The following is a 19,399-nucleotide window of genomic DNA, read 5'->3' as shown; positions in this document are numbered from 1 at the left end:
ACTTAATCTTCTAATAGGTAAGCAACTTTGTATTTCAAAGTTTTTAGTGAGTCTTCGGTAAATAACAACATTAAATCACAGTTTATGTTGTGATTTTCAATGCCATAGCTAATTTCAATTGCAAGAGTGCGTTGCCAACGAGACTTGTTTGCTTTTACCAGTTCAGAAACATCCCTATGCTGACCTAACACAATTGGGTGTCCTTGGCTGAATGACATGTCGAGCTGCTTAGAAAGACCCGTAAGAATTGCACCAATAAGGATATTACTAATATCCATTAGTAGCTCAAGCTCAACGTTATCGGTGAGTACACCGTCATAATTCATTAAAGACGCAATTTCTTTAAAACTAGAATCGTTGAGTAATAATAATGCTTCGCCAGATACACCACCACCTATAAAGCCCTGGCACACACCAGAAGTAGACGCATTATTATCTATGGAGCGAAGTGCCATATCTAGCTCACTCACCTCGAGAATATTTACATTAGGGATTGGTAATTCGACAAATACATTGAGTAACCTTGCTAGTAAGTCACCAGCCTGCCCCATTGCGACATTCGTCAGTTCTTGGTAGATGTCTCGAACGTCAGGGTCAACTTGCTCACCTAATGCATGGGACAAGCGTTCACGCATAGCTTTGTCTTTAATTCCATGATGCTCTATTATTTCGGCAAGCTTTTCTGGTGAGCAGGGTTTTTGAATAAAATCGATAGCGCCTAAATCAAGCACTCGTTGGTGGGCATTAGGTTGTATGTCACCAGATACCACAACAGTAAGCACATTTAAGCCTAACTCTTTTATTGCCATCAACACTTCATACCCGTCCATTTCAGGCATGTTTAAATCAAGGAATAGAATTTCTGGGTCAACCGCTTTTATTTGCTTTATGCAATCAACACCGTTAATTGCAAACTCAACCTTTATGTCCCAGTCTTCCGGCAATGAGCGAGCTAACTGGCGCCTCGCTAATTTGGAATCATCACATACTAATACTGATGTTGGCATACTATCTCTCTATTTTTAAACCAAGTATTAACATCACAAAATGATAGTGGCTTTTATTTTTATTATTTAAGATATTTTTTGTAACTATATGTTAATCAAAGTTTCAGCGGTTTACAATTTATAAATCTCATAACTAATTCTTAGCAAGCAAGAACGCATAATCGCTTGGTTACTCATACGCAGTATAATACACTGTCGCTTATTGCGTTAATTTAAAAGGAATACCTTATGTATCGTACGTTCGCGTTTGTGCTGAGTGCATTTTGCTCCGTTGCTATGGCAGCCGATTACCCAGAAAATACACTAGATGCAGGAAAAGTGTCAGTACAGGGCAAACCAATTACTTTAATGGGTGAAGGTGTCTCAGTAGGTGAAAGTGCACCTGACTTTAAAGTAGTTGATGGTAACTTTACGCCTGTAACGCTCAAAAACTACAAAGGGCAAGCATTACTAATTAGCGTAGTACCAAGTTTAGATACCGGTGTGTGTAGTTTACAAACTAAGCACTTTAACGAAAAAGTGGCGCTAGAATTTCCAAGTATTGAAATATTGACTGTAAGCGCTGATTTACCGTTTGCCCAGAAACGATTTTGTAAAGCAGAAGGTATAGATAAAGTCATCACATTATCTGATTCGGTATGGCGTGATTTTGGCCAAAAATATGGTGTGATTATAAAAGATATGGGGCTTCTAACACGCTCTATTTTTATACTCGATAAGAGCCATAAAGTGATTTATAAGCAATTAGTAAGTAACCTATCTACCGAGCCAGAATATGACAGCGTAATAGAAAAGCTTAAAACCTTATAGGCCTTTCTTTAAAACAAAAAAACCGCCTACTGGCGGTTTTTTTGTGCGCTTTAAATTAACCTAAAAGCTCACCTAACTGTGCACTTACAACTTCTACGGCTTGTGTACCGTCAAGTTTATGGTACTGCGTGTTGCCTGCAGCTGCTTCAGCTTGGTAGTAATCAACCAACGGCATAGTTTGCTCATGGTAAATACCTAGACGTTTACGCACTGTCTCTTCTGTGTCGTCAGCGCGCACAATTAATTGTTCACCTGTTTCATCGTCTTTACCTTCCACTTTTGGCGGATTGTAAACAACATGGTAAACACGACCCGAGCCAGGATGAACACGACGTCCGCCCATACGCTCTACAATTACTTCATCAGCAACATCAAATTCAATAACGTGATCAACTACTACGCCATTTTCTTTCATTGCATCTGCTTGTGGAATGGTACGTGGAAAGCCATCTAGTAAAAAACCTTTTTCGCAATCAGCTTTAGCAATACGCTCTTTAACTAAACCAATAATGATATCGTCAGAAATTAGCTGACCTGCGTCCATTACTTTTTTTGCTTCTAAGCCAAGTGGAGTGCCTTCTTTAATTGCAGCACGTAGCATATCGCCAGTCGAAATTTGTGGAATACCGTACTTGTCCATTAAAAACTGAGCTTGAGTACCTTTACCTGCACCCGGCGCGCCCAAAAGAATAATGCGCATATCATTGTCCCCTAGTATGAGAGTTTATTTTTAAAGCCTGAATTCTTCCATAAGCGCCGCTGATACTCAAGCAACTTATACTAATTGCCTAGTTTATAGCGCATAAAAAAAGGAAGCCTCGGCTTCCTTTTTTAATATGTACAATATTTATACTTTTAATAACTTAATATAAATTTATTTGCTTAGCTCTAACATTAATTTATTTAGGCGAGTAACAAACCCTGTTGGGTCTTTTAATGTTCCGCGCTCTGCAAGTAATGCTTGGTCTAATAGTACATGTGACCATTGTGAAAATTTATCTTCATCTTGTTCGTCATTTAAATGTTTCACAAGTTGATGCTCTGGGTTTAGCTCAAACACAGGCTTAGCCTCTGGCGCCGCTTGACCAACAGACTCCATTAGCTTTTGCATTTGCGAACTCATGTCGTTGTCATCACTTACAACACATGCTGGAGAGTCAGTTAAACGGTGTGTGAAACGCACTTCTTTAACATCATCTCCTAAGGCTGTTTTAATGCGTTCTACTAAGCCGGCCATCTCTTTTTCAGACTCTTCTTGCGCTTTCTTTGTCTCTTCATCATCAAGCTTGCCTAGGTCTAAGTCACCACGTGTGATTGACTGAAGTGGCTTATCTGCAAACTCAGTTAGGTGGCTCATCATCCACTCGTCAACACGGTCGCTTAGTAATAATACCTCAATGCCTTTTTTGCGGAAAATCTCTAAATGCGGCGAGTTTTTAGCAGCGGTAAAGGTATCGGCTACCACGTAATATATTTTATCTTGCCCTTCGTTCATGCGCTCAACATATTGCTCAAGCGACACATCTTGCGTCTGTGAATCTGTAAGAGTAGAAGAAAAACGAAGTAACTTGCAAATCGCTTCTTTATTTGCAGCGTCTTCCGCTGGGCCTTCTTTCATCACCTGACCAAACTCATTCCAAAATACTTGGTAATCGTCAGCTTTGTTTTTAGCCATACGCTCAAGCATTTTAATGATACGCGAGGTACACCCTTTACGAATCGCTTGGGTTACTTTGTTATCTTGTAAAATTTCACGCGATACATTTAATGGTAAATCGTTTGAATCTAATAAACCCTTCACAAAACGTAAGTAGCTTGGCATAAACTGCTCAGCATCATCCATTACAAACACACGTTGAACGTATAGTTTTAAACCACTTTGACGCTCACGGTTCCATAAATCGAAAGGTGCCTTTTTAGGGATATATAAAAGGCTAGTGTACTCAGTTTTACCTTCAACTTTATTATGTGCCCAGCTTAGCGGATCTTCCCAGTCATGGCTCACATGCTTGTAAAACTCTTTGTATTCTTCATCAGAAAGCTCTGATTTATCACGCGTCCACAATGCCGTGGCGCGGTTAATGCTTTCCCACTCACCCGGTACTGCTGGAATTTTTTCGCCATCTTCGCCTTCAGATTCTGGTACTTCTGCTTTGTACATTTGTACAGGCGTAGAAATATGATCTGAGTATTTAGTCACAATGCTACGTAAACGGAATTCGTCTGCAAATTCTTTTTCGTCTTCGCGAAGGTGTAAAGTAATTTCGGTACCACGGCCTTCTTTTTCAATTTCTTGCAGCGTGTACTCGCCTTCACCTTTAGACTCCCACTCATAAGCAGTTGTTTCACCCGCTTTACGTGTGCGAACAGTCACTAAATCAGCAACAATAAATGCAGAGTAAAAACCAACACCAAACTGACCAATAAGTTGTGAATCTTTGCTCTGATCGCCCGTTAAGTTTTTGAAAAACTCAGCAGTGCCCGATTTTGCAATAGTGCCTAAAGAGTTAATCACTTCTTCACGCGTCATACCGATGCCGTTATCTGAAATAGTAACGGTATTGGCCTCTTTATCTGCGCTGATACGAACGCGAAGGTCTGCATCACCTTGGTAAAGTTCACCATTTGAAAGCGCTAAAAAACGTAGCTTGTCGGCTGCATCTGATGCGTTTGATACAAGCTCACGTAAAAAAATCTCTTTGTTTGAATAAAGAGAATGAATCATTAAGTTTAATAGTTGTTTTACTTCTGTTTGAAAGCCTAATGTTTCTTTTTGTGCTGCAGTCATTTATATATCTCCAATTAGCAAAGTGTCTGCGTTATGCACTTAATATGGGGGGAGCTAATAGAACTTCAAGGGAAAAAATTAAAAAATGTAATGTTAATTCACACTAAAATGGGCTTGGGCAATGGATGTGAATTGCTTGATTTGTAGTGGGATGTTCAAAAAACAGATCGCTTGCATGCAACAGTAAGCGTTTTGATAGCTTTTCACTGTGTGCACTCTTATACAGGTCGCATCCTAAAATAGGGTGGCCTATAAAATGACTATGTATGCGTAGCTGATGAGTACGCCCAGTCAAAGGAGAAAAATGTACATAAGTTCTAACAGGGTTAGCAAGGCGCTTTATAACGTTAAACTCGGTAACAGCAGGCTTCCCCTCTAGTTTGCAGATTTTTACACGCGGAAATAACTGTGTGTCTTTAGCTATGGGCGCATCAATTTGCCCTCTATTTTCGCTAACACACCCCTGCAGCACTGCTACATAATGCTTTTTTACACTACGTAATTGAAACTGCTTATTTAAACGTTTTGAGCTCAAATCGTTTAGGCTTACAAGCATTATTCCCGATGTGCCTAAATCTAATCGATGAACTAATTTAGCGCTTAAAAAGGGCGACGTTAACCCTTTTTGCCCATTTACTAGACGATAATGTACTGAGTCCCAGTTTTCTGGATTTTTCCCTGATAAGCTCAGCAAGCCACTGGGTTTATTAATAACTAAAATATCGTTATCTTGATACAAAATACTAAACGTATCTATGCATTTTGGCGCTATAAAATTATCGACAATAGGGTTTGTTTCGCTGCTTTTCATGCCTATTAATCATTATCTTTAGAGTAAAGTAGTTTTAAATCTAACACTCGTTCACGCAGATTATCCGCTTTTACTTTATTTGCCGTAACAGGCTCACCAACAGATACAGAGACTAACGACCACTTTAAACGAGGTAATTGCCACTTTGTTTTTCGGCTAAACATACTGCCCCAAAGCCCACCTAAATGCACAGGCACAACAGCAACAGGCGTTCGCTCAATTATTCTCTCTACACCTCTTCTAAACATATCAACACAGCCATCACCTGTTAATTTACCCTCAGGGAAAATACCCACAAGCTCGCCGCGTTCAAGTGCCTCTGCAACATCGTCAAACGCCTTTTTAAAAGCTTCAGGGTTTGCTTTTTCGCTATCAATCGGTATTGCTTTAGCCATTTTAAATAACCAGTGCAGAGTAGGAGAATAATAAATTGGCGCAAAAACCATGAAACGAATTGGTCTTGGTGACGCTGCTAAAATAAACATCCAATCAACAAAGCTGACATGATTGGCAACAATAACCGCTGCACCTTCCTCTGGTATATTTATTTCGCCTCTGGTTTTCACGCGATACATGCAAATAGCTAAAATATAGATAATAAAACGTAAGAAAAACTCAGGTACTTTGGTATAAATATACACTGAAATCAGTAAGTTTAACCCTGCAAGTAAGAGCAATAATTCTGAGATACTCCACTCTAAAATAGACAATGTCACAATACTTAAAATGGCACTGCACACCATAAACAGTGCATTAAGTACGTTGTTAGCGGCAATAACACGAGACCGACACGCCTCTTCTGTTCTTTGTTGTATCAAAGCATACAAAGGAACAGTATAAAAACCTGATGCTATACCAATACCGGCCATCCACACAAAGTGCCAGCGCATATCGCCAGTATTTAATACCTGCTTTAAGGTTAATAATTCATCGATTTGCACACCATAACTTAAAATAGCGGGCTCTGTACTGAGCAAGTATAAAAATAGGGTAATTAAGATGGCACCAAAGGGCACAATGCCTAACTCAATACGCGAACGCGAAAGCTTTTCACATAATAAAGAACCAATAGCAATACTTAACGAAAATACCACCAGCGCACTGGTTACTACTAATTCGTTACCGCCCATTACGTGCTTAACATAGTTTGGTAATGTAGTTAGCACAATGGCGCCAATTAACCAAAACCAGCTTATACCTAAGACTGATTTTCCAACAGACTCTGTTTGCGAATTAAGTGCTGAAAACACATTTTTTGTAGAGGTATAAATATTGTAGGTAAACGCTAAGTTAGGTTCATTCGCTGCACTTATTGGTATAAAGCGGCTACTCACATAACCTAATACTGCGAGCACGAGTACTGCAATGCTAATAATTTCGGGGCCTACGTTTTGCGTAATGTAATAAGTCCCAAAAATAGTCCCTAGTAAAATGGCAACAAAGGTACCCGATTCAACTAACCCATTCGCTTTTGTTAATTCGTTCGGGGCAACGTGCTGCGGTAAAATAGAATATTTTAACGGACCAAAAAATGTACTTTGAAACCCCATGAAAAATATAGTGCTGAGCATAAGCCAAATAGACTGGGTATAAATAGATAGTGCCCCTACAACCATAATAGGAATTTCGCAAAGTTTTACAAACCTGATTAATTTTGATTTTTCTGTTTTCTCAGCAAGCTGCCCTGCCATACCCGAAAATAAAAAAAACGGTAAAATAAATAAGCCTGCTGCTATGTTTGAATAGAGCGCACCATCGGCCAATGTTGCAGCTTGAAAAACCAGTAAAATAAGCACCGACTGCTTATAGACATTATCGTTAACGGCAGAAAAAAACTGGGTAATAAACAAAGGTAAAAATCGTTTACTATTAAGTAAGCCGCTTTGATTTGTTGAATGCGTTTTCATTGTGATCCTTACGTTTTAACTCTAAATAAACCTATCTCAAAAAGGGCTTTGATTACTTAGCCGTCAAATTAACTGCATACTATTTTTAGCTAGCTTACCTTAAAAACAAAAAAGCCTACATAAATTAATTACGTAGGCTTTTACATATCTTTTCAAACAGTCGCTTTAATGAACTATTCTTGTGTAACCACGCGGCGACCACTAAATGCATGCATTAGGGTTCTACCATCAACTAAATCAAGTTCGCCTCCAACCGGAATACCGTGCGCTATTCGCGAGGCGCCCACATTATTTTTGTGGCAAAGCTGGGCAATATAATGCGCAGTCGTCTCACCCTCAACACTAGGATTAGTTGCTAGTATTACTTCGTTAATGCCGCCTTGAGAAAGTTTTTGCTCTAAAACATCTAAGCCTATTTCTTTAGGACCAATACCATCAATGGGTGATAAATGCCCCATAAGGACAAAATATAAACCTAAATACTGACCCGTTTGCTCAATGGCAAGTACATCAGTAGGCGACTCAACAACACATAACGTACCGCTGTCTTGGCGTTTTGTGCTCAAGCAAATGTCACACTGAGGTTGCTCACAAAAAGTTCGGCACGTTTGGCAATGACCTATTGCTGTCATTGCCTTAGTAAGCGCGCTACCTAGTTGTGTACCACCTTTGCGATCACGTTCAAGCAAATGGAATGCAATACGCTGTGCAGACTTTGGGCCAATACCCGGTTGACACCGCAATGCTTCAATAAGCTGATTTAAACTATCTGAAAGTTGCATTGTTTGTTAAAACGGCATTTTCATACCTGGTGGTAATTGCATACCGCCAGTTACTTTGCTCATTCGTTCTTGCGTTTCTTCAGCTACACGGCGCACAGCATCGTTACATGCCGCTGCAAGTAAGTCTTCAATCATGTCTTTGTCGTCTTCCATAAGGCTTTCATCAAGCTCTACGCGACGAACATTGTGGTTACCAAGCATGGTTACTTTAACTAAGCCTGCACCCGCTTCACCAACAACTTCCATTGTTGCAATTTCGTCTTGGGCTTTTTGCATGCGCTCTTGCATTTGCTGCGCTTGCTTCATCATGTTACCCATTCCACCTTTAAACATAATTTTCTCTCTTTCTTTTAATCTTTAATTGTCATGAAGATAAGGGCGATTGTATGTAATTACAATGCCTGAATACTGTTTTCGTCAATTTCGGCGCTAAATAACTGTTGAAATTGTACTATGTTTTCGTCACTTGTGATCACATCTATTGCTTGCTGATGGCGCCCTGCATCTATTTTTTGTTGAATTAAATAAGGCGAATCGATAACCCCTTGAGCAAATTTTATACTCAGCGACACATTGTGATCGTAAATACTCGATAATGCGGCATCAAGTTTTTGACGAAGCATTGGCGTATCTAGGTGTTTTTGCGATTCATCAACATCTATATGTAAGTTACTTCCCTGCTTCGTAAAAATTGAATGCAGCGCAAATTGGCGCATTCGTCCACCCAGCCCCATACGTTTTATCAAATAAGCCCACTCGTCTTGCTGATGAGCAAACTTTATTTCACTTATTGGGCTTTGAAAATCATCTGGAACCGGAATACTTTCCTCTTCTGGAGCTGGAGCAGGCACACTTTGAGGGTTAATTTGTTCTAGTAACTCAGGCGCTAAATTTTCAGTGATTGTTTGATGTTTAGCTTTAAAATCAACTTTTTGTGCTTTTGTAGCGACTACACTGGGGCGTTTTGCTTGGCTCCCGCTAACAGGGAGCTCAGACTTTTTTTCATGCTCGCCTGTATTATAGTCATCCCACGGCGGTGGGTTAGTCGATTGCACAGAAGCCGCGTGTGGGTGTTCTGTGTTTTCAGAATGAGTGTGTATATCTGTATTAGTGGATTCACTTTGCTCTACAATTGGCGAACCAACCAGCCTGTTACTTTGCTCATTATTATCAGCTTCAGGCTTTTCAGACACTGGCGGCTGAGCTGTATTATTACCTGATAACCTGCCTGAACCTGATATATTTCTGTCACGTAAGATGCGTGCAATGGCCGATTGTGCCTGAGACTCTTTATCATGCAGTGAAGGTGCATCCAAAGAGACTGGAGCGCTTGGAGTTTCAGCCTGTTGCGTTGTACTTTGAGTTTGAGGATTAAAGCCTTGATCTAGCGCGCTACTCATTACATCATCGAATTGTGCAGCTAATGTTTGCTCTACATCATTGTGCTGCATGTACGCTTCATTTTCGCTGTTACGCTGTGCTTGCTCATCACTTATTTGCTTCGCAGGTGTATTTTGGCTCGTTTCAGTTTGAGCCTCTTCGTTTTCAACCTGTAAATGCTCTACGTGAGCAGAATCAACAGGCGTGTCAGTAACAGTGGGGGTTACTTGTTCATGCTGTTCTGCACTTATAATCGATTTTTCAGCTGGTTGCTGTACAGTGTTTGTGTCGCTATGATTAGCAGCGTTATTAGTACTTTCAGGCTTATTTTTACTTAAAATATCGCGCAGTGCATTGGCTCGGCCTTCAGTGTTACGTGCCGGCAATTGAGGCGTACTTATCTCGCCCTGCTGAGTTTCGTTTCCTGCAGGCTGAAATGCAAGTAACCTCAGCAAAATCATTTCGAACCCTAAACGTGGTTCAGGGGCCCATTGTAAATCTTTTTTACCGTTTAAAAGTAACTGGTAATAAACCTGCACTTGCTGTGCACTGGTGTGCTCTGCAACGTGTTTTATGTAATCAGCATTGGTCTCATCAAGCCCAGCAGCTTGAGGCACTAATTGGGTAAGCTGGGTTAAGTGCGTTAATGAAATTAAATCATCAAGTAACGCTATATAATTTGGGTTTTTGCTCGCTACATTTGCTATTTCGCTCATGAGCGCAGCGCCATCTTGACTTAGTAATGCTGCTAATAAACTTTGGCTGTAGTGTGTATCCATTAAACCAAGCATAGCTTGAACCGCTTGATTATTAATATCACCATTAGTTTGTGCTATAGCTTGATCGGTTAAGCTAAGCGCATCGCGCATACTGCCATCTGCAGCTTTTGCAATAACGCTAAGTGCATCGTTATCAAAGCGCACTTGTTCTTGAGTCAAAACGTGTTGAAGCTGTGTTTTAATTTCACTTTGCGATAAGGCGTTTAAATTAAACTGTAAACATCGCGATAAAATAGTAACGGGTAACTTTTGGGGATCGGTGGTTGCGAGTAAAAATTTCACATGCTCTGGCGGTTCTTCTAGCGTTTTTAAGAGCGCATTAAAGCTATGCTTTGAAAGCATGTGAACTTCATCTATTAGGTATACTTTGTAACGCCCGCGCGTAGGTGCGTATTGAACGTTATCAAGTATTTCACGCGTATCTTCTACTTTAGTACGAGAGGCAGCATCAATTTCTAGCAAGTCAATGTAGCGGCCTGCTTCAATATCTGTACAGCTGCTACATTGCCCACAAGGAGATGCCGAAATACCTTCGTCGCAATTTAAGCTTTTTGCAAAAATACGCGCAATAGTTGTTTTACCAACTCCTCGGGTTCCAGTGAATAAATACGCGTGATGCAGTCTATTTTGTGTAAGCGCATTAACAAGCGCTTGTTTAACATGAGACTGCCCAACCAATTCATGAAAGGTTTGTGGACGCCATTTTCTCGCTAGAACCTGATAACTCATCGATTATTCGCCTTCGAATTCAACCAACTTTAAGATTTTGATACCCATTTTTTCTATGCGTTGTTCGCCACCTAATTCAGGCAGTGATACAACAAATGCTGCATCAGTAGCCTCACCGCCTAACTTATTAACTAGTTTAGCAGTCGCTTCGATAGTACCGCCAGTTGCTAGAAGGTCATCAACAAGAAGTACTTTGTCACCGGGTACAATTGCATCAACATGAAGTTCTAGCGTGTCTTCACCGTATTCTAGTAGGTAATCTTGGCGAATAACTTCGCGCGGTAATTTGCCAGGCTTACGCACTGGAATAAAAGGAATACCTAAAGCATAAGATAAAGGCGCACCAAAAATAAAGCCACGTGATTCTGTGCCAATAATTTTTGTAAAACCTTGGTCTTTATATTCGGTTATAAACGCATCAATAGTAGCCTTGAACGCTTCAGGGTTGGCCATTAATGTAGTTACATCGCGAAACATAATGCCCGCTTTAGGATAATCAGCAATTGTTGCAATGCTGTTTTTAATAATTGCTGGTGTTACTTGAGTCATAAGTTTTACTGCTCAATGGTTGATATTACAAAGCAGGTGATTATAACCTTAAGTGAACTTTAATTGCGAGTTTGCTGTGACTTTAACGAAAATATTGAACAGTTATAGAGGATAAAAAAGCAAAGCGTTAAGGCTGATGCTGACAACAGCCTTAAACTATAAATACGTTTTAGGTTAAGCTAGTGATCCAACCTAAAATTGCATTTAAACAACCAATACCTGCAAATACCGCTAGAAAAGCAATAAAATAAGTAGCGTTAAACGGATCTTTAAAATCTTTATCATCTGACATGGTACAACCTTTTATTAAGCACGATAAATAAGGCTGTCATGATAGACGATGTAAAAACATCAATAAAGGCCTTAATCTTGATTTTTTGTCACGATTACACCGCGTTCAATCAGCGCATTGAGTGTCACAAGCGCCCCTTGTGTTATTTGCTCTTCGTTAAACTGAGGAGCCTGCATAATCACCTGTTGGCAGAGGTTATCAAATGTAATGCCCTCAACGCTTTCAATGATAGAGAGTAATAAAGCCGTCATGGCATTAGTTGCTAAAAACTGTACTTCATCTTCTTCATCTCTATAAACAACAAAATAGTTAGGTACAGTCGATGGTTCTTTTGGCCGGACTTGGTCACTTATAGTTTGCACTGGATATTGGTAACTCAAATTTCTCGCTACGCTTGATAGAAATAATGGACTTTTAGTTAACGCTGTTTGTTGTAGTTTTCTCTCATTAGGGTCTTCGTTAGCTATTGAGATGTCAAGCTCTACCCATTCATAATGCGCAAGCTCTAACATAAAAGCAGGATCATAGTTTTTCATTTTATAACTACTGGACAAGTAATTAATAAACTCCCCTGCCATATCTAAAAAGTATGGTGATTGACAATTATATTCACTAAAAAACTGCCTAATCAATTTGTTCCATTGTTTGTCACTATAAAGCGTTTTTAACACTGGATAACCGGAAGAAATGAATCCCTCTATGTTATTAAAGAATAGGTCGCGATATATAGCCATGCGTCTATCTTCAATATCAGTTGGCTTTTTATTTTTTTTTGGTTCACGTATGTGCGCCATAAATTCATTTTGAACATCTATAAAGCTCATAGCTGGATACTCATTACTGTCTGATTCGCGTTAACTTTAAGCTCGTTGTTTTGAAAGCTCAGGATTTAGATACTTTTGTTGCAACTGAATAATAATATCAAGCTCTTTAGTGAGTACATTTATCTCTGGAATATTAAAGTCTCGCTCAAGAAGCGTTGGAAATACACCATGTACCTTATAAGCTTTATCAAGTAACTCCCAGACTGGATCAATAACATCGGCGCCATGAGTATCGACTATTAAATCATTAGCCTCATTATAATGTCCCGCAACATGCCCATAGGCGATACGCTTTGTAGGTAAGCCAGCTAAGAAAGTATTTGCGTCATAACCATGGTTTATCGAATTAACATAAATATTATTTACATCAAGCAACAATTTACAATCTGCTTGCTCTAAAATTTCAGTAGTAAATTCGAGTTCAGATAACTCTTGGCCTGGCGCACCGTAGTAAGATACATTTTCCATCGCAATAGGTCGTTCAAGAATATCTTGAACTTGCTTAATTCGGGGGACAACGTGCGCTATTGCCTCTTCGGTAAAAGGGATGGGCATTAAATCATACATATGGCCTTGACCAGAGCAATAACTCAAATGCTCACTAAACATTTTAATGTTGTGCTGATCAAAAAAGACTTTTAGCGATTTAATAAATTCAATATCAAGCGGCTCTGGCGAACCTATTGATAAAGACAAACCATGACATACAAAATTATTAGCATCGGTTAATGTTTTAAACTGCTTTTTAAATCGGCCGCCCAGTTTTAACCAATTTTCAGGCGCAACTTCTAAAAAATCAATTTGCTTTGGAACGTGTTCTAATAACTCATCTAGCATTTCACGGCGCAAACCTAAGCCAACCATTCCAAATCCCGAACTGTGCATTTGTGTCATAACTGCCTCTACTATTAACAAAAAAGGGCCCGTGGCCCTTTAGCATAACTTAATTAAATTAAGAAATTAACGGCCACCACATTTACCTTCGCCACACTTGCCTTCTTTTTTACCTTTTGCGTCGCCACCACATTTACCTTCGCCGCACTTGCCTTCTTTTTTACCTTTTGCATCGCCGCCACATTCACCTTCGCCGCACTTGCCTTCTTTTTTACCTTTTGCGTCGCCGCCACATTTACCTTCGCCGCACTTGCCTTCTTTTTTACCTTTTGCGTCGCCGCCACATTTACCTTCGCCGCACTTGCCTTCTTTTTTACCTTTTGCGTCACCGCCACATTTGCCTTCACCGCACTTGCCTTCGGCAGCGTCTAATTGATAACCTGAAACAAGCTGCTGAAATTCAAACGGGTTTGCTTGTACATCAGCAGATACTAAACTCGCAGAACCCACTACTACTGCACCTAATGTTAATGCGATTGTATTATTTTTTACTGTATTCATTATCTTTGCTCTCTATACTCAATGTGTAAGTCATTGCAATGTAAATATCGTTTTAAATTGCGTGTATGTTTAAGTAGACCTGTGATGAAATAAAAACTTTCATTTTATTTTTATTTATTCGAAAAATTTGCCCCCTGCATTCTCACTTTAACTATGAGTAACAATTACAGATTTATCAATATGCAATTTAAAGGTAAACTAGCGACCTTATTTTTAATAATATAATCGCTTTATGAAACTTGTTTTAGCACCTATGGAAGGTGTTGTAGATTTTAAAATGCGCCAATTACTAACTGACCTTGGCGGGTTTGATTTATGCGTGACCGAATTTGTAAGAGTTGTTCAAGCACGTTTACCTGAAAAAGTATTTTATCGATACTGCCCTGAACTAAATAATAATGGCTATACCCGAGCAGGCACGCCGGTGCGTATACAATTGCTTGGACAAGAAGCTAATCCATTAGCTGAAAACGCAGTGAGAGCGATTGATTTGGGTTCCCATGGTGTTGACCTTAATTTTGGGTGTCCTGCGAAAACAGTTAACCGTAGCCGCGGTGGTGCCGTTTTGCTTAAAGATCCCGAGCATATGTATACCATAATTAAAGCGGTTAGAGATGCGGTAGATTCAAAACATGAAGTCAGTGCAAAAATACGTTTAGGATTTGATGACGACAGTAACAGCCAAGAAATTATTGATGCGGTTGTAAGTGCTGGCGCTAATAGCGTAGCAATTCATGCAAGAACAAAGCGCGATGGATACAACCCGCCTGCATATTGGGAAAAGATACCTCCTATAATAAAAGGTAAAAATATTGCTGTAGTTGCTAATGGTGAAATATGGCAAGTTGAAGATGCGATGCTATGCCAAAAAAGAAGCGGTTGCAGTGACTTAATGCTTGGCAGAGGCGCCCTATCTCATCCTGATTTAGCTAAAAAAATAAAAGCACATGTCAACAATGAGTACTATGAGGGTTTAGAATGGGAGCATGTTCTTTATCACTTAATACACTCAGCTATTCATCATGACCCAGCTAAAGATGAAAAATATTTTGCATCTAGAACTAAACAATGGCTAGGTTATTTAAAGCGTCAATATCCGCAGGCGATAACATTGTTTGATGAAATTCGTAGGTTAAAAACCAAAGAAGACGTATCTGCCGTTTTAAAAAAATATGCAAAAGCGCCACAACTTGATTCAAATCATGACAGATAATTAAAAGCAATTAGATAATATCAGTATAACGAGCAGTTAATGTAAAAGGGTTATACTGATAATGAACCACCAAAAGCGCTTACATGATGAACTAACACAAGTTAAATCAAACATACTTGTTATGCTTTCTAAATCGCCCCACCCCGCCCATCAAGGCTTGATCACCACATTAAAGCATACAGCAAATAATGAATGGTTAGATCTTGCTGCAAAAAGGCTCGGCCCTGAGTATGCCAACTTAATTAATCGTATGACTATGTTAGAGGCCGCAGTGAGTCAAATTGATATAGGTCAATACGGCTATTGTTGTGATTGTGAAGAAAATATTGCAACCGCATTACTTCAAAAAGACCCTGCAACACAGCGCTGTACAAAATGCGCAATTAAACGAACATCTAACTAATGTTTAAAGTCTTAGTTATAAGTTTCTGTAGCTAATGCCTGTAGACATATTAGTTTTGAAATTGATTTAACCGGGGTGCAAAGTTTTTGAGCCAGTAGACAAGTAAAAACAGAGCAAAACCCCTGCACCCTACTCATTACTCATTACTCATGCCCATTACCTATATTGACTAGAGGCAGCTAAACATAAACTGCCCCGGCCGGAACTCAAAAAAATAACAGGGTATGTTAGAATAAACTCTGCGTAATTACGTATTAAAAAACATGTATCTACACATCGAGGCTTTGCCTTCCCATAAGCCTCGGCAAATAAACAACCCCTGGGTTAATAACAAATCTGACCACAAAAACTAAACGATTGTCCTGGATAAAGAATAATATCTTCAACTAAATATTGCGCGGTTTGTTCTGACACTTTAAGACGCTTTGACAAATTAACTTTAGCCTGTTCAATCGTCCATGCATGGTAATGAATACCTATATCTGTTTCCATCATTGTAAGCATGAGCAACTTGTCCTTATTAGACAATTTTGTATTGCTGGCCATAGCAGGCAAGTCTAAGTAATGTGTTTGCCAGTCAAGTCCATTAATCAATGGCTCTTTAGATAAATATTGCACAACAAATGATTTGGTGTGATTTTGTTTAAATTTGACATTAATAACTGCACTTTCAAGCGCTTTAATTTGTTCGTTAATAATAACAACCCACTCTAAAGGCGAGTTAACCGCGTTGCCATAATAATTGAGTTTACTCTGATACCACTCTGAACCATTAGAAAGCCCTCTTAAACCAACACTCCCTCTGGGCTTATAATTATCCAAATAATTAGAAAAAGCTCTGATATGGCTTTTAATTGCACCTTGTGTAGCCTTGTTTTCGATAGCTTGCGCTACATATTCCTGTAATAAAGAATACTCTAACTTGTTTAGTTTTAGATTACTTTGCTTTGCAATGTCTAACTTAGCTTGTGTAAATTTAAGCCAACTAATAGTTTGCTCAACGGTGCTAGCTGAACGGTTAAATAAACTCATATTATGTAGAACGTCTACTTGGGCTGGCCAAGGAAAAAAACGCTCAGTAAATCGTTCTGCAATAACCAAATAATTAACTTGGGTAATTTGATTAGGTGTTAACTTCATCGTCATCAATTGCTGATAAATAGCGTGACGTTTATCAAGATATTCGTTCGAGTAAACAATGTTTTCTTCTGTAACTTTTTTATTATTTCTTTCTTGACCTAATATCAACACAGTATTTAAAGACTTTAAAGCGCTGCGTGCCTCATCAAAAGAACTAAAACTATCACTCTTATCAGTACAACCAACAAGATTTAAACACAATAACAATGATACAAAAAACGTTTTATACATAGTGATCCTAATAAAAAAAGCCCCAGAGGGGCTTTTTAAAAATTGCTAATGTTAGCTAATATTAAATTTTAACACCGTTGCGAGCGGCTTTATCTTTAATGTAAGTAGACCAACCTTTTGCAAACTTACGTGTGCGTGGGTCGTCCATAGCTTTAACAATAGCAGCATAAGCTTGCTTATACTTGCCTTGGTAGTAATACGCCTCAGCTAAATCTGAATAAATTGTACCTTTTTTGTCAGAGCCAAGCTCTAACGCCTTGTTCAAGCGAACAACGGCAGCACTGAATTTCTCAGATTGTAAAAGTAATGAACCTGCTTTGCGGTAAAGCTCAGCGTCGTCATCAAATTTAGCAGCTTCTTCATAATACTTAGCAGCTTTCTCTATATCTTTAGAGCGATGATAGTTACTTGCAACAGCGTTGACATTTTGCTTAGTACGTTTAACTTTTTCTTCTTTAATTGCCTTTTCAAGCGTTACTGCTGCTTTGTAAGGAATTTCATTTAAAGAGTAAAAGTTAGCAAGTACTTTGTATTCAACTTCGTTTTCAAAGTAACCGTTTTTGAAAGCCACTTCCATTGTTGCAAGACCTTTCTGATATTCTTCGGTTTGTAGGTAATATTTACCTAAACCAACCCAAGCTTTTTTATCATCAGGCCAAACTCTAACAATTTCTTCACCCACTTTAACCATGTTTGCATAATCTTTAGTTTCAAAGTATGCGCCAAGTTTAAGCTGGTAAGGGCCTTTATTAGGCTCTTTTTGAAGAGCTATTGCTTTGTTAGCAGGCTCAAAAACATCACTGAATTGCTCTAGCTGAAAGTTAGCTTGCGCAATACGAGTATATACAGTTGGATCTTCCTCACCTGTGAAGTCCATCCATGCTGTGTATGCTTTTTTTGCTTCTTTGTATTTCTCAGTACCCGCGTACAAATCACCTAATAACTTAAGTGTTTGTTCATGGTCTGCAAAGTTCAAAATATCAGGCGCTACTGCTAGCTTGCTGTATTTGATTGCATCAGCGTAGTTTTCTTTCTGCGCGTACATGCTACCTAAGTAACGATTTACAGTCGCTTTATCAAACTCATCTGAAGGGTCAATCTCTCTCAGCAATACAATTGCTTCGTCAACTTTTTCTTCGTTATACAAGTCAAATGCTTTAATTACTTTTTTACCAGTACGCTCGCCCATGATCTTAGTTTTTGCTTTCTTACGCTCTTCAATTTTTGCGTAATCTGGCGCCGCTAATACAGATGAACTTAAAGTTGCACCTGACACAGACATAAGAATTGCAAGAGCAGTTACTTTAGATAAATTTCTCATTACTCGCCTCCTTAGCCTTGGTTAAGTTTAAAGTCTAGTTGAACTTGTAAACCAACTTGTTTTTGTGGCTTACCGTCAATAATTTTCGGACGGTATTTCCACTTACGAAGTGCACGTTTAGCTTCACGGTCAAAGATACGTTTAGGCTCAGCGTCGATTACATCAACGTCAATAACCCCACCTAACTCATCAATTGTGAACGAAAGTTGTACCCAACCTTCTTTACCATCACGCGCTGCTTGCGTTGGATATTTTGGTTCAATACGAACGATAGGTGTCGCATCACCATCTCGTCCAAATGCACCCGGACCACTTAGTCCACCAGCAGAACTCCCTACGTCGATGCTTGGCATGTTAAATGACATTGCACCTGGGTTAGGATTAGTATCCGGCTGTGGCGGCTGCGGTTTAGGCGGCTGCTTTGGCGGTGGCGGAGGTGGAGGCGGTACACGCTTCCTCTCCTGCACCTTAGATTCAGGCGGATTCGTCATAATTTCGACTATGATCTGCTCTTTTTGTTCCGTATTACGGTCAGCCCCACCAGAGATGAGGTAAGCCATGAAGTAGAACAAGCCGAAAGTAACTGCCCCACCTGCAATCAGTGAAAACAGAAAACGAATCATTACTGATCTCCAGCTATTGAAATTCTTAGGTTATCGCCCGTTGCTTTAATCTGGTCCATAACTTTAACCACTGTACCGTGTTTTGCTTCTTTATCAGCTTGCAAAATTACAACGTCAGTAGGTTGTTCTGCTAGTAAGCTTTCAATTTTCGCTGAAACACGTTCAACGTCAACTTGCTGCTTATCAATCCAGATTGCGCCATCACTGCGTATAGCAATAAAAATGTTAGCATTTTTTTGCTTCGTAGCTTGGGCAGCTTTAGGTTTATTGACCTCGATACCAGCCTCTTTAACGAACGATGTAGTTACGATAAAGAAAATAAGCATGATAAATACGATGTCAAGCATTGGTGTCATATCTACCGCTGCTTCTTCTTCTTCACGAAAACGTTGTTTACGTGCCATATTTAATTCTC

The 19,399-nt window shown here is 39.4% G+C and carries 20 protein-coding genes; 3 read left to right on the top strand and 17 right to left on the bottom strand.

Features of this window, described 5'->3' with window-relative positions:
- Positions 1-2: 2 nt before the first annotated feature.
- Complete coding sequence (locus MTP24_RS06470) at positions 3-1,007, bottom strand: response regulator (protein WP_010557595.1); 1,005 nt, start codon at positions 1,005-1,007, stop codon at positions 3-5.
- A gap of 228 nt (positions 1,008-1,235) precedes the next feature.
- Here MTP24_RS06470 and tpx point away from each other — a divergent pair, with 228 nt between their 5' ends.
- Positions 1,236-1,817, top strand: a complete 582-nt coding sequence (tpx, locus tag MTP24_RS06465) for a thiol peroxidase (protein WP_006792402.1) — start codon at positions 1,236-1,238, stop codon at positions 1,815-1,817.
- A 55-nt stretch (positions 1,818-1,872) separates the two neighbouring features.
- Here the strand turns inward: tpx and adk are convergent, their stop codons facing one another.
- The 12 genes from adk to MTP24_RS06410 form a co-directional block, all read right to left on the bottom strand.
- Positions 1,873-2,517, bottom strand: coding sequence for an adenylate kinase (adk, locus tag MTP24_RS06460; protein WP_243533305.1), 645 nt, complete (start codon positions 2,515-2,517; stop codon positions 1,873-1,875).
- Between the two features lie 174 nt (positions 2,518-2,691).
- A complete protein-coding gene (gene htpG / locus MTP24_RS06455; protein ID WP_243533303.1) occupies positions 2,692-4,605 on the bottom strand; it encodes a molecular chaperone HtpG in 1,914 nt (637 codons plus the stop codon).
- 103 nt (positions 4,606-4,708) lie between these two features.
- On the bottom strand, positions 4,709-5,416 hold the full coding sequence (locus MTP24_RS06450) for an RluA family pseudouridine synthase (RefSeq protein WP_243533300.1): 708 nt from the start codon (positions 5,414-5,416) through the stop codon (positions 4,709-4,711).
- Positions 5,417-5,421: 5 nt separating this feature from the next.
- Positions 5,422-7,323, bottom strand: a complete 1,902-nt coding sequence (locus MTP24_RS06445) for an MFS transporter (protein ID WP_243533298.1) — start codon at positions 7,321-7,323, stop codon at positions 5,422-5,424.
- Between the two features lie 173 nt (positions 7,324-7,496).
- The gene (gene recR / locus MTP24_RS06440) at positions 7,497-8,105 is read right to left on the bottom strand and encodes a recombination mediator RecR (RefSeq protein ID WP_008132248.1); all 609 of its coding nucleotides are present in this window, start codon (positions 8,103-8,105) and stop codon (positions 7,497-7,499) included.
- Positions 8,106-8,111: 6 nt separating this feature from the next.
- A complete protein-coding gene (locus tag MTP24_RS06435; RefSeq protein ID WP_006792396.1) occupies positions 8,112-8,438 on the bottom strand; it encodes a YbaB/EbfC family nucleoid-associated protein in 327 nt (108 codons plus the stop codon).
- A 59-nt stretch (positions 8,439-8,497) separates the two neighbouring features.
- Complete coding sequence (gene dnaX, locus MTP24_RS06430; RefSeq protein ID WP_243533296.1) at positions 8,498-10,993, bottom strand: DNA polymerase III subunit gamma/tau; 2,496 nt, start codon at positions 10,991-10,993, stop codon at positions 8,498-8,500.
- Between the two features lie 3 nt (positions 10,994-10,996).
- Entirely contained in the window at positions 10,997-11,542 is a 546-nt protein-coding gene (gene apt / locus MTP24_RS06425) for an adenine phosphoribosyltransferase (RefSeq protein ID WP_006792394.1), read from the bottom strand.
- A gap of 169 nt (positions 11,543-11,711) precedes the next feature.
- Positions 11,712-11,834 (bottom strand): hypothetical protein, encoded by a 123-nt coding sequence (locus MTP24_RS18955; RefSeq protein WP_008132255.1) that lies wholly within the window; start codon positions 11,832-11,834, stop codon positions 11,712-11,714.
- A gap of 71 nt (positions 11,835-11,905) precedes the next feature.
- A complete protein-coding gene (locus MTP24_RS06420; RefSeq protein ID WP_243533294.1) occupies positions 11,906-12,658 on the bottom strand; it encodes a putative DNA-binding domain-containing protein in 753 nt (250 codons plus the stop codon).
- A gap of 36 nt (positions 12,659-12,694) precedes the next feature.
- Positions 12,695-13,522 carry a DUF692 domain-containing protein gene (locus tag MTP24_RS06415; protein WP_243533683.1) on the bottom strand — a complete coding sequence of 276 codons (828 nt, stop codon included), beginning with the start codon at positions 13,520-13,522 and terminating at the stop codon, positions 12,695-12,697.
- A gap of 96 nt (positions 13,523-13,618) precedes the next feature.
- Positions 13,619-14,053: a hypothetical protein gene (locus tag MTP24_RS06410; RefSeq protein WP_243533292.1), complete on the bottom strand. Its 435-nt coding sequence runs from the start codon at positions 14,051-14,053 to the stop codon at positions 13,619-13,621.
- A gap of 232 nt (positions 14,054-14,285) precedes the next feature.
- On the opposite strand from MTP24_RS06410, the gene MTP24_RS06405 reads away from it, so the two are divergent.
- Complete coding sequence (locus MTP24_RS06405; RefSeq protein ID WP_138740347.1) at positions 14,286-15,266, top strand: tRNA-dihydrouridine synthase; 981 nt, start codon at positions 14,286-14,288, stop codon at positions 15,264-15,266.
- Between the two features lie 61 nt (positions 15,267-15,327).
- Entirely contained in the window at positions 15,328-15,669 is a 342-nt protein-coding gene (locus MTP24_RS06400; protein ID WP_243533290.1) for a TraR/DksA C4-type zinc finger protein, read from the top strand.
- Between the two features lie 324 nt (positions 15,670-15,993).
- On the opposite strand, the gene MTP24_RS06395 is transcribed toward MTP24_RS06400, so the two are convergent.
- From MTP24_RS06395 to MTP24_RS06380, 4 genes are all read right to left on the bottom strand, one after another.
- A complete protein-coding gene (locus MTP24_RS06395) occupies positions 15,994-17,040 on the bottom strand; it encodes a hypothetical protein (protein ID WP_243533288.1) in 1,047 nt (348 codons plus the stop codon).
- Positions 17,041-17,101: 61 nt separating this feature from the next.
- Positions 17,102-18,361 (bottom strand): tetratricopeptide repeat protein, encoded by a 1,260-nt coding sequence (locus MTP24_RS06390; RefSeq protein WP_138740345.1) that lies wholly within the window; start codon positions 18,359-18,361, stop codon positions 17,102-17,104.
- Between the two features lie 11 nt (positions 18,362-18,372).
- Positions 18,373-18,984, bottom strand: a complete 612-nt coding sequence (locus MTP24_RS06385) for an energy transducer TonB (RefSeq protein WP_010557583.1) — start codon at positions 18,982-18,984, stop codon at positions 18,373-18,375.
- Positions 18,984-19,388, bottom strand: coding sequence for a biopolymer transporter ExbD (locus tag MTP24_RS06380; protein WP_006792384.1), 405 nt, complete (start codon positions 19,386-19,388; stop codon positions 18,984-18,986). The genes MTP24_RS06385 and MTP24_RS06380 overlap by 1 nt, the downstream gene beginning before the upstream one ends.
- Positions 19,389-19,399: the final 11 nt, after the last annotated feature.

The organism is Pseudoalteromonas sp. APM04 (assembly GCF_022809815.1).
Taxonomy (GTDB): Bacteria; Pseudomonadota; Gammaproteobacteria; order Enterobacterales; family Alteromonadaceae; genus Pseudoalteromonas; species Pseudoalteromonas marina.
This window is presented reverse-complemented; position numbering and strand designations above follow the sequence as displayed.